Here is a 10,566-nt window from a genome sequence, read left to right as displayed (position 1 = left end):
GCCCTATATCGAGACCATGACCAAAATGACCGGCCCTGGCGGCCTCCTGCCCGAACAGGTCTGGGATAGCGCCGCCATTCCCGACCGCGACCTCTTCCCCGGGCGGCCCAGCGGCTCCGCCATGCCCTTGGTCTGGACCCATGGCGAGTTCGTCAAGCTTTGTCACAGTTGGCAGCGGGGTTATCCCGTCGATCGCCCCCAGACCACATGGAAACGCTATCAGGGCAAGGCGCCAAAGATCGTATATACGCTCTGGCGTTTTCGCCAACGCCCCCGGCAAATGCCTGTCGGCAACGATCTGCGCTTCCTGCTCTCGGCACCCTTTACGGTGCATTGGGGGTTCAATGGCTGGCAAAACCCCACCGACACTTTGTCGGAAGATTGGGACCTCGGCCATGTAGCCATTTTGCCCACGCAGAAAATGGCGCCTGGTACCACGCTTCAATTCACCTTCTACTGGCGGGATACCGGCCAGTGGCAGGAAGAGGACTTCAGCATCACCCTGCAAGGAGAAAACACATGATTGCCATCGATCTCACCGGGCGCCGTGCCCTGGTTACCGGTGCCAGCGGCGGTTTGGGCCAAGCCATCGCCGAAATCCTGGCGGCCGCCGGCGCCCAGGTTGCCGTTCATTACCGCAAGGCGCAGACCGAGGCCGAACAAGTCGTCGCCGCCATTCAGGGCAAAGGCGGCAAAGCGCGGGCATTCCAGGCTGACATCGCCGATCCTGCCGCCGTCGAAAAACTGCTGCAGGAAATCGACAGCGCTTTTGGCGGCCTCGATATTCTCGTCAACAATGCCGGCATGGATGGTCCCCGCGCCGTCGTCGGTGACGACGATCCGCAGGTTTGGGAAAAAATCCTCGCCGTCGATCTCCTGGGTCCCTACTACTGCGCCCGCGCCGCTATTCCGCGCATGGAAAAATGTGCGTGCGGCGTCATCGTCAACATTACCTCGGTACACGAGTTCATCCCCTGGGAGGGCTACAGCGCATACACCAGCGCCAAGGCGGGGCTCTCCATGTTCACCAAGACCCTCGCCCAGGAAACCGCCGACAAGGGCATACGCGTGGTCGCCATCGCCCCCGGCGCCATCAAGACGCCCATCAACGAAGCCGTCTGGGGCAACCCTGATACGCTCAAAGACCTCGATGACAAAATCGCCATGGAACGCCTTGGCGCGCCGGAAGAAATCGGCCATGTCGTGGCGTTCCTCGCCAGCGATCTCGCCAGCTACATCACCGGCACTACCATCGCCGTCGATGGTGGCATGCTCATCTATCCGGATTTCCGCCATGGCGGTTAGCCTCGATGCCGATGTGATCATCATCGGCAGCGGCGCCGGCGGCGGCACCCTGGCCCGCGCCCTCGCTTCCTCGGGATTGTCCCTCCTCATCCTCGAACGCGGCGACTACCTCCCCCGCGAATGGGGCAACTGGGATCCCCACACCGTCTTTGCCGAACACCGCTACCACACCCACGAACAGTGGCGCGACGGCGCGGGGCAGCCATTTACCCCCCTTACCGGCTACCATGTGGGGGGCAACACCAAGTTCTATGGGGCCGCCGTTTTGCGCCGACGCGAAAAAGACTTCCTGCCTCGCCGCCATCGCGACGGTTTCACCCCCGCTTGGCCTATCGCTTACGCCGATCTCGCGCCCCACTATGACCAGGCCGAGGCCTGGTACTTTACCCACGGCCAGGCCGGTGCCGACCCCCTGGAACCGCCCCGCGGCCCATTTGCCTTTCCGCCCTTCCGCCATGAACCCATCCTCGCGGCCCTGGAGCAAAAATTGCGGAATATGGGGCTGCACCCCTTTCCCCTTCCCCTCGCCCTCCAGCGCCACGAGGAAGACCCCGCCCATAGCCCCTGCGTGCGTTGCCCCACCTGTGACGGCTTCCCTTGCTTGTTGCACGCCAAGGGCGATGCCGAAGTCTGCGGCGTCACCCCCGCCCTGGCGCACGCCAACGTTCGCCTCCTCACTCACCATCGTGTCCTGCGCCTGCTGCGCGGTACCAACGGCAAGGGCGTGGAAGGTGTGGAAACCGATCAGGGCACCTTGCGCGCCCGAGTCATCGTCCTCGCCGCCGGCGCCGTAAACTCTGCCGCCATCCTCCTCGCTTCCGCCGATGCCATCGCACCCCAAGGCCTCGCCAACAGCAGCGACCAGGTCGGGCGCAACTACATGTGCCATCTCAACAGCGCCTGCATGGCGCTCAAAGCCACCCAGGAAAACACCACCGTCTTCCAGAAGACCCTCGCCATCAACGACTTTTACGACGATTCGGGCGACCCCAATTATCCCTATCCCCTCGGCCACATCCAGAATCTCGGCAAGGTCACGCCGGCACTGCTCCATGCCCAACAACCCCGGCTCCCCATCCCCGTCAGCGCCTGGACTGCCAGCCACTCCGTGGACTGGTGGCTCACTACCGAAGACCTGCCCGATGCGGGCAACCGGGTCACCCTCGATAGCGACGGCCATATCCGCCTCGCCTGGCAGCCCAAAAACCGCGAAAGCCACCGGCGCCTCTGTGCCCAATGGCGCAGTATCCTCCACCAGGCCGGCTTCTCCATGGTCTTCTTTCAGACCATGGGTATCGCCGCTACCGCCCATCAGGTGGGAACTTGCCGTTTTGGCGAAGATCCCGCAAACAGCGTTCTGGACCCCTGGTGCAAGGCCCATGACCTCGACAACCTCTACGTTGTCGACGCTTCCTTCATGCCTTCCATCAGCGCGGTCAACCCTTCCCTCACCATCATGGCCAATGCCATCCGCGTCGCCGAACATCTGACCGAGCGCTTCAAAACAGGGACCAGAACGTGAAACGCGGCACTATTGCCATCTACACCGCGGGGTTCTTGCAAGGCGCAGCCTTTGTCATGGTTCCCGCTCTCGGTCACATTCTGCATCAGGCCCCTTACGCTTTCAGCAGCAGTGCCTATGGATTTTTGTATTTCCCCGAGATCCTTGGCGCCATCCTGAGCGCCCTGGCCGCCGGGGACATCCACAGCCGTTTCGGTGGCGCCAGCGTTTTTCGCCTGGGGGTATTGAGCAACGCCGCCGCCATGTTCCTGCTGGTGGCCGCTGCCTTTACGGGTGGCAATCTGGCGTATGGGCTGATCCTCGCCGAGACGCTCTGCCTCGGTATCGGCTTTGGCCTCACCAACGCCGTCATCAACCGCTCTGCCTCTCTCCTCTTTGCCGGGGCCGCCGCGGCGGCGGTGACCATCCTCAACGCCGTCATCGGTGGTGCTACCGCCCTCTCACCCCTGATCCTCGAAGGCTTCCGCAGCCGCATCGGCTGGGCCTCCTCGCCATGGCCTGGCTGGTCCTCCTCCTGCTGCCTACTGCCGCCGATGGGCCGGCAGAGTTGGGCGGATTGCGCGCCTGGCGCCGTTCCATGCTGCCTTTTGCTGGCGCTGTGCTGATCTACGCCATCTGCGAAGGCAGCTTCGGGAGCTGGGCCAATGTCCTGGTCAGTGTCAACCGCGGTCTGCCAGCCGCCAGCGGTGCCCTCGCCCTGGCCCTTTTCTGGGGCGGCATGACCGCCGCGCGTTTTGCCTTGGGCTTTATTCCCAACCATTTGCTGCACCGGCGGATCATTTATCTGCTTGCGCCTCTGGGGATCGCCGTATGCTTCCTGCTCATCCCCCATCTCGTCAACACCAGCGCCTTGCTCATGGCCTTTACGGCCGCGGGGGTCGCCTGCGGCATCTACTATCCCTACAGCATGGCCTACGGCATTGCCGCCCACCCCAAGGAAGGCACCCAGATGGCCGGACTCCTGGTCGGGGCACTCATGGTGGGCGAAGGCATCGGCTCCTTCGGGCTCGGCCCCCTGCAGAGTCTGCTCAGCCTCGGTGACATTTATACCCTGTCGGCCCTCTGGGCCATCCCTCTCTTCTATCTCGCCTGGCGCAACAGCCGGCCAGCCCATGCGCAAGGGGGCATGCCCCATGACTGAGCGTATCCTCATTCTTGGCGGCGGTTTTGCCGGTAACGCCGCCGCCCACGCCCTCCGGGGTCAAGGGCTGGAGGTGACCCTCATCGACCAGTGCAATTATCATCTCTTCCAACCTCTCCTCTACCAGGTGGCTGCCGGAGATCTCCAGGCGGAGGCTATCGCCACCCCGCAAAGGCGCCTCCTGCGCGGCGGCGGCCTGCATTTTCGCCTGGGGCGAGTCGTTCGATTGGACCTTCCCCAACGGGCGATCTTTCTCGATGACGGCGATACCCTTCCCTATGATTACCTCTTCATCGCCCTCGGCACGGTCACCAACTTTTTCGGCAATGCCGCCATCGCCAGCCATGCGCTGCAGATCAAGGGCGTGGAGGCGGCCGAGACGCTCCGTTCACGTATCCTCACCGCCCTGGAAGCGGCCAGCCACTGTAGCGATCCCGCCGAACGGCGGCGCTGGCTCAGCTTCGTCATTGCCGGAGGTGGCCCCACAGGGGTCGAATTCTGCGGCGCCTTGCTGGAGCTTCTGCGCGTCTTGCTCCCCCGCGACTACCCGGAATTGCAGCCGGAAGAGGCGCAAGTTACCCTGGTACAAGGCGGCGCAGGCTTGCTTCCCGGCTTTGCCGCGCCTCTGCAGGCCCAAGCCGCCCGCAAGCTGCAAAAACTCGGGGCTCAACTGCGCTTTCACACCCATGTCCGGGATTTTGACGGGAGGACCGTGCAGTGCCAGCCCGACGCGGCGATCCCCACCCGGACTCTCGTCTGGACCGCCGGCGTAACGGCCAATCCGCTGGCGGCCACCCTGCCCGGCGCCAAGGGACCCGGTGGGCGCATCATCGTCGATCCCCACCTGCGCCTGCCGGAACACCCTGAGGTCTTCATCCTCGGCGATTTGGCCTGCAGCAGTAATGGTGAATTTTGGCCTCAGGTGGCGCCCTTTGCCCTGCAGAGCGCCCGCCACGCCGCTCTGTTGCTGCAATCCCAACGGCAAGGGCGGGTCCTCCCTCCCCCCTTCGCTTATCAAGACCAGGGCAGTATGGCCGTCCTCGGGCGTTTCGATGGCGTCTGCCAGATCGAGCGCTGGCATCTGCGCTGGCATGGCTGGAGCGCATGGCTACTCTGGCTGGGTCTGCACCTCTACCGCATCATCGGCACCCGCAATCGCCTTCTCACCCTCCTCGACTGGGGAACGGATTATCTACGCCACAGCGCCGCCGTAGAAATCATTCGCTCTCCGGCCAACGCTTCCGACCCATGAGCCCATATCCGACCAGCCCGGCAGTTGGTTAAGTTCTGTCTCATGAATTACCCAGTTCCACCAGCCGACCCATCCCTTCGGACAATAAGGCGGTATTTTACGGGTTTTAACTCTAGCGATTCCGCATGAAATCAGCCGTGCGCTGAAAGGCACCCTGCAGGTGGGCATAGAGTTCAGGCTCCATCTCTACCTCGTGCATGGCCCGAAGCATACAGGCCATCCACTGATCCCGCGCCTGATCGTCTACCGGGAAAGAGGCATGCCGTGCCCGTAAGCGTGGATGCCCGAAACGCTGCACGTACAGATCAGGCCCGCCCAGCCAGCCGGACAGAAACAAAAAAAGCTTCTCCCTGGACTCGGAAAGGTCTTTCGGGTGAATATCCCGCAGCGGAGTTTGCCACTGCGCCTCGCTATCCATCAGGTCATAAAACCGGTTGACCAGCTCGCGAACGGCCTCCTCACCACCAAGACGGACGTAGGGCGTACTTTCAGGTTCAAGCATCAATGGTCTTGCTCCAGATAGGTGTATAGAGGCCACAATGTTTATGATGCATGCTGCGCGGGTATGGCCCTTTTGCGCTTTATTAATGCCTGCGCTACAGTCAATCCGATACAACCTGCCCAGCAAGAGTACCTTCTTTGGACGTTATTCGGCAACGTCCCGGCTTCCGTCCATCGCACACAGGAAAACTTCATGCCCTTTGCACCGACAGCCGCATTCATCGATGGATGCTGGACAGACCTCAGGACGCGATTTGTGGTACGGAGCCCGGTCAATCAACAGATGCTCGCCGAAGTGTCCGATTGCGGAACTCGGGAGGCTGAAGCAGCGGTGCAGGCGGCAACGGTCGCTTTTGCAACCTGGCGTCATACTACCGTCTACCAGCGCGCGGCCATCCTCAGCCGTTGGGCGGATCTCATCCAGGTTCACGCAGAAGACCTCGCACGTCTCATCACCTGGGAGATGGGCAAACCCATACGGCAGAGTCGTGCCGAAATCAAAACCGCGGTCGCCTTGGCGCGCTGGTACGCCGAAGAATGCAAGCGCATCACCGGCGAAAGTATCCCCTCCCAGTTTCCAGACAAGCGCTTGCAGATCTGGAAAGTGCCGGTTGGTCCGGTGTTCGCCATTACGCCGTGGAACAGCCCGGTCTCCATGGTCGTTCGCAAGATAGCGCCGGCTCTGGCAGCCGGCTGTACAGTCATCCTCAAGCCCGATGAGCAAACGCCGCTCTCCGCATTAAAACTTGCCGAACTCTGGGCGGAGGCGGAAGGACCCGCTGGCACCCTGCAGGTTCTCCCCAGCTCTGATCCTGCACCCCTGGCGGAACGGCTGATGGCGGACTCGCGCATAGCCAAGTTGAGCTTTACCGGTTCCACGGCGGTCGGGCAGAAGCTTTATGCGCAGGGATCGCCGACCATCAAACGGCTTTCTCTGGAACTGGGCGGGCATGCTCCTGTGCTGATTTTTGCCGATGCGGATATCGATGCGGCGGTGGCCATGACCATCCATGCCAAATTCCGCTATGCCGGCCAGTCCTGCGTCGCCGCCAACCGCTTGTATGTGGATGATGCGATCCTGCCGGAGTTTACCGCACGCTACCTTGAAGCTATGGGTCACCTCAAGGTCGGAGACCCTTTTGCAGAGGACACTGACATCGGGCCGCTGGTTTCCGAAGCCGCTGTCCAGAAGTTCAAAGCGCAATTGCAGGATGCCCTGGACCTGGGTGCAAGACTCCTATGCGGAGGGGATGCACAAGGCCTGTGGTGCTCCCCGACACTCCTCGCCGACCTCGATCCGCGGAGCCGTATATTCCACGAAGAAAGCTTCAGCCCTCTGCTACCCATACAGGGGTTTCGTAGCGAAGCGGAAGCTATCGCCCGCGCCAATGACACCCCCTATGGCCTGGCCGCTTATCTCTGGACCCGCGATCTCGGACGCGCATACCGCGTCGCGGAGGCGCTGCAATGCGGCATCGTCGGCGTCAATGACGGCTCTCCCGCCACCCCGCAAGCGCCTTTCGGCGGCAACAAGCTTTCCGGACTGGGCGCCGAGGGCGGCAAATGGGGGTTGGCGGAATATTTGCAGTTGCGCTATGTTTCCATCCAATTACCAGGATAATCGTCTATCCCCTGCCCGTCCATGCAGGATATACTGGCACACTCTTATCGGTTAACCAGGGGGTGCGGTCATGGAAACCAGTCTGCGTAATCATTTGAAGGGTAAAGTGGTTGAGATCGTCAAGGGTGGGGCGGTTTCGGAAATCGAGGTGGAAACCTCCGCCGGTATAATCGCCTCCGTGATTACCACACGGAGCGTGGAACGACTCGGGCTCAAGGTGGGTGACGAGGTTTTCGCGGTAATCAAGGCCAGCGAAGTAGGTATCGAAAAACCCTGAAGCGGCTGTTCCAGGCGATCAACCGTCTGGCGAAACAGAGCGCACCGCTGCCCGGTCACTCTGCAACTGCTGTCACGGACCATCTGCCATTGCGGGTGGTTCACTGTTATTACGGGCTACGCCATGTTCTTCTCCCCGCAGGAAATTGCCGCACTCATCCAGGAAGATCAGCCTTTCCTGGACCTCACCACCCGGATGCTGGGCATTGGTGACAAAGCCGCTAACATGCGTTTTCACTGCCGTCAGGATATTACGGTCGCTGGTACGGAACTCGCCGTGAAGATATTGGACGCCTGCGGCCTTACCGTGACCGAAAGTCAGCCGTCGGGCGCATTGGTCGCAACAGGAACCACCCTGCTGGCTGCAGAAGGTTCCGCAAGTGCTGCCCACTCTGCCTGGAAAGTGGCGCAAAACGTGCTGGAGTACGCGTGTGGCATCGCGACCTACTCCGCGCAATTGGTACAGCAGGCGCGCCAGATCAATCCCCGAGTATCCGTGGTTGCGACGCGTAAGAATATTCCTGGAATACGGCGCTTTGCCGTCATGGCTGCTCTCGCAGGGGGAGTCATGCCGCACCGGCTGGGCCTCTCGGAAAGTGTTCTGGTATTTGACCAACACCTAGCCTTTTTAGGTGGTTTATCGCCTTTCTTGCAAGAGTTGGCACAATATCGGAGACAGGTTCCCTCCAGCAAGATCGTGGTGGAAGTGCAAAAGACGGATCACACCATGGCGGACGCTTTGGCTCTGGCCGGGGTCGCCGGGATTCAGTTTGATAAAATGGCGCCCGGGCCCCTGGCAGAAATCGCCGCAAAGCTGCGTGCCGTGGCACCGGAGGTCACATTGTTTGCCGCAGGCGGGATTACCTTTGCCAATATTCATGCCTATGCGGCAACTGGTATGGATACCCTCGTGACCAGCGCTGTCTATCACGCCGCACCGGCCGATATCGGTGTGGAGATTCGCCCCGTATAAGACCGTGACTCCCGCGCGTCAGGGGATTTTAATCAGCATGGGGTGAAAGGCCTTCTGGAAAAGCAATATCTTGTCGCCCGCACGAAGGTCATGCACTTCATCTGTGCTGGCGACGATGCGGGTAATCTGGTTGCCCATCAATACGGTGACGCTCCAGAGCACATCCAGGGGCACGATCGCCAGGACTTCAGCATGCACCTGCCAGCGCCCCAGCATGTGCTGTGGCGAGAAAACCTTCAGCGGCGGCCCGTCATCGCGAATTTTGCCCTCTTCCAGACAGCAAACGCGCTGCACCATTTTGAATACTTCGGCAAGATCATGGCTGACCAGGATAATGGTGGTCCCAAAGCGCCGGTGCAAGGCCAGTATTTCATCCTGGAGCTGGGTCCGCATGACATGGTCCAAGGCGGACAAGGGCTCATCCAGGAGCAATACCTGTGGCCGACGCAGCATGGCGCGCGCTAGCGCGACCCGTTGCCGCTGACCGCCGGAGAGACTGGCAGGAAAGCGGGTTTGCAGGTTTCCCAGCCCGGTGAGGGCGAGCATCTCGTCCACCGTCTTCAGGTCTTTCTTGTCGGCCAGGGCAAAACGGAGATTGTCCCGCACGTTCAGATGAGGAAACAGGGAATAGTCCTGAAACACCATGCCGACCTGCCGTTTCCGGGGTGGGAGGCAGATCTGCTTGGCGCTGTCGAACCACAGCGTATCGCCCACCTTGATGCGACCCCGATCCGGTGGAACGAGTCCAGCCAGCATCCGCAGCAGGGTGCTTTTGCCCGCACCCGACGGTCCGAAGAGGGCGACCACCTCCCCTGCGGCCAAACGCAAGTCCACTTCCAGCCGGTAATCCCCCGACACGCCATGCAGAGACTTTTCCACACAGAGCTCAATCATATCGTGTCCAGCAGCTTTTTATTGAGCACATAGACCATGAGCAGAATGGCGAAGGAGATGGCAAAAAGCACTCCTGCGTAGAGGTTGGCGGCGGAGTAATTCAGTGCCTCCACTTCGTTGTAAATGGCAATGGAGGCGACCCGGGTTTCGCCCGGCAGGTCGCCGCCGATCATGAGAACGACGCCGAATTCGCCGATGGTGTGGGCAAAGGCCAGAACGGTGCCGGAGAGCAGGGAAGGCTTCATATTAGGGAGTTGTACCCGCAGGAGCGTTTCCCCGCGGGATTTGCCGAGCACATAAGCGGCTTCACGCAAAGCGGGTGGCAGACTCTGGAACCCCGCTTGAATGGGATGCACCATGAAGGGCAGGCTGAAAATTACCGACGCGACTATCAGGCCGGGAAAGCTGAAAGCGAGCTGAATACCCAGGCTATGTTGCAGTGCGCCGCCGAACCAGTGGTTGGGGCTGAAGATCAGCAGCAGATAAAAACCCAGCACCGAGGGCGGCAGCACCAGCGGCATACTCACCAGGGTTTCGACAAGGGCTTTCCAGCGGACGTGACTATGGGCCAGCCAATAGGCAAGGGGGATACCAATGACCCAAAGGATGGCGGTGACCACGATCGCGAGCTTAAAGGTCAGTAGCAGGGGTTCCCAGTCAAAAGGCATGACCATCCTCCAGGATCGCGACCTCATTGGACTTGATGAGGGCCTCCAGCAGATCGCCGGGACGCAATTCCAGGCGCTCGGCGGAGCGGCTGGTAATCACCGAGCGCAGTACCTGTCCACGGTAATCCAGCCAAATCTCAGAAAGGATAACGCCACGGCTGATTTCCTCCACCTTGACCGGCAGACGATTGCGCAGGCTGATACGTCCCTGCAGATCCTTGGCTAATCCCACTTCTGTTTCCTTGAAGCAGAGGTCAACCTGTTGACCGACCCGTAGCAGCGGCTCTTCATCGAGGGAGGCCAGCAATACCGCTGAAAGGCAATCCGGCCCCACCGCCACATCTACCAGACTCAGGTGCTCAGCGCTCAATATTTCAACGATCTCTCCGCGCAATCGGTTCATATCATGAAAT

12 protein-coding genes and 1 pseudogene are annotated in these 10,566 nt (G+C 61.0%); 9 read left to right on the top strand and 4 right to left on the bottom strand.

Annotated features, from left to right (window positions below; translation table 11 throughout):
* From Q0C48_RS06570 to Q0C48_RS06545, 6 genes and pseudogenes are all read left to right on the top strand, one after another.
* Nucleotides 1–523 (top strand): annotated as a pseudogene (locus tag Q0C48_RS06570) (glycosyl hydrolase); the annotation flags it as partial.
* Nucleotides 520–1,305, top strand: a complete 786-nt coding sequence (locus Q0C48_RS06565; RefSeq protein ID WP_291508446.1) for a glucose 1-dehydrogenase — start codon at nucleotides 520–522, stop codon at nucleotides 1,303–1,305. The pseudogene Q0C48_RS06570 and the gene Q0C48_RS06565, both read left to right, overlap by 4 nt.
* On the top strand, nucleotides 1,295–2,827 hold the full coding sequence (locus Q0C48_RS06560; RefSeq protein ID WP_291522716.1) for a GMC family oxidoreductase: 1,533 nt from the start codon (nucleotides 1,295–1,297) through the stop codon (nucleotides 2,825–2,827). Before Q0C48_RS06565 ends, Q0C48_RS06560 begins: the two co-directional genes overlap by 11 nt.
* Nucleotides 2,824–3,432: a hypothetical protein gene (locus Q0C48_RS06555; RefSeq protein ID WP_291522714.1), complete on the top strand. Its 609-nt coding sequence runs from the start codon at nucleotides 2,824–2,826 to the stop codon at nucleotides 3,430–3,432. Before Q0C48_RS06560 ends, Q0C48_RS06555 begins: the two co-directional genes overlap by 4 nt.
* Nucleotides 3,321–3,968: a hypothetical protein gene (locus tag Q0C48_RS06550; protein ID WP_291522712.1), complete on the top strand. Its 648-nt coding sequence runs from the start codon at nucleotides 3,321–3,323 to the stop codon at nucleotides 3,966–3,968. Before Q0C48_RS06555 ends, Q0C48_RS06550 begins: the two co-directional genes overlap by 112 nt.
* Nucleotides 3,961–5,220, top strand: a complete 1,260-nt coding sequence (locus tag Q0C48_RS06545) for an NAD(P)/FAD-dependent oxidoreductase (protein ID WP_291522711.1) — start codon at nucleotides 3,961–3,963, stop codon at nucleotides 5,218–5,220. Before Q0C48_RS06550 ends, Q0C48_RS06545 begins: the two co-directional genes overlap by 8 nt.
* 112 nt (nucleotides 5,221–5,332) lie before the next feature.
* On the opposite strand, the gene Q0C48_RS06540 is transcribed toward Q0C48_RS06545, so the two are convergent.
* Nucleotides 5,333–5,722 (bottom strand): group II truncated hemoglobin, encoded by a 390-nt coding sequence (locus Q0C48_RS06540; protein ID WP_291522709.1) that lies wholly within the window; start codon nucleotides 5,720–5,722, stop codon nucleotides 5,333–5,335.
* Nucleotides 5,723–5,914: 192 nt separating this feature from the next.
* Between Q0C48_RS06540 and Q0C48_RS06535 the strand changes: the two genes are divergently transcribed.
* From Q0C48_RS06535 to modD, 3 genes are all read left to right on the top strand, one after another.
* Nucleotides 5,915–7,342, top strand: a complete 1,428-nt coding sequence (locus tag Q0C48_RS06535; protein WP_291522707.1) for an NAD-dependent succinate-semialdehyde dehydrogenase — start codon at nucleotides 5,915–5,917, stop codon at nucleotides 7,340–7,342.
* Nucleotides 7,343–7,412: 70 nt separating this feature from the next.
* Nucleotides 7,413–7,619, top strand: coding sequence for a TOBE domain-containing protein (locus tag Q0C48_RS06530; RefSeq protein ID WP_291522705.1), 207 nt, complete (start codon nucleotides 7,413–7,415; stop codon nucleotides 7,617–7,619).
* A 123-nt stretch (nucleotides 7,620–7,742) separates the two neighbouring features.
* Nucleotides 7,743–8,591: a ModD protein gene (modD, locus tag Q0C48_RS06525; protein WP_291522703.1), complete on the top strand. Its 849-nt coding sequence runs from the start codon at nucleotides 7,743–7,745 to the stop codon at nucleotides 8,589–8,591.
* An 18-nt stretch (nucleotides 8,592–8,609) separates the two neighbouring features.
* Here modD and Q0C48_RS06520 read toward each other — a convergent pair whose 3' ends face one another.
* Genes Q0C48_RS06520 through Q0C48_RS06510 form a run of 3 tightly spaced genes read right to left on the bottom strand, consistent with a single transcriptional unit; the run spans nucleotide 8,610 to nucleotide 10,556 of the window.
* The gene (locus Q0C48_RS06520; RefSeq protein WP_291522701.1) at nucleotides 8,610–9,485 is read right to left on the bottom strand and encodes an ATP-binding cassette domain-containing protein; all 876 of its coding nucleotides are present in this window, start codon (nucleotides 9,483–9,485) and stop codon (nucleotides 8,610–8,612) included.
* Nucleotides 9,482–10,153 (bottom strand): molybdate ABC transporter permease subunit, encoded by a 672-nt coding sequence (gene modB / locus Q0C48_RS06515; RefSeq protein WP_291522698.1) that lies wholly within the window; start codon nucleotides 10,151–10,153, stop codon nucleotides 9,482–9,484. The genes Q0C48_RS06520 and modB overlap by 4 nt, the downstream gene beginning before the upstream one ends.
* Nucleotides 10,143–10,556 carry a TOBE domain-containing protein gene (locus tag Q0C48_RS06510; protein ID WP_291522696.1) on the bottom strand — a complete coding sequence of 138 codons (414 nt, stop codon included), beginning with the start codon at nucleotides 10,554–10,556 and terminating at the stop codon, nucleotides 10,143–10,145. Before Q0C48_RS06510 ends, modB begins: the two co-directional genes overlap by 11 nt.
* Nucleotides 10,557–10,566 lie beyond the last annotated feature (10 nt).

It is taken from the genome of Acidithiobacillus sp. (assembly GCF_023255755.1).
Taxonomy (GTDB): domain Bacteria; phylum Pseudomonadota; class Gammaproteobacteria; order Acidithiobacillales; family Acidithiobacillaceae; genus Acidithiobacillus.
This window is presented reverse-complemented; position numbering and strand designations above follow the sequence as displayed.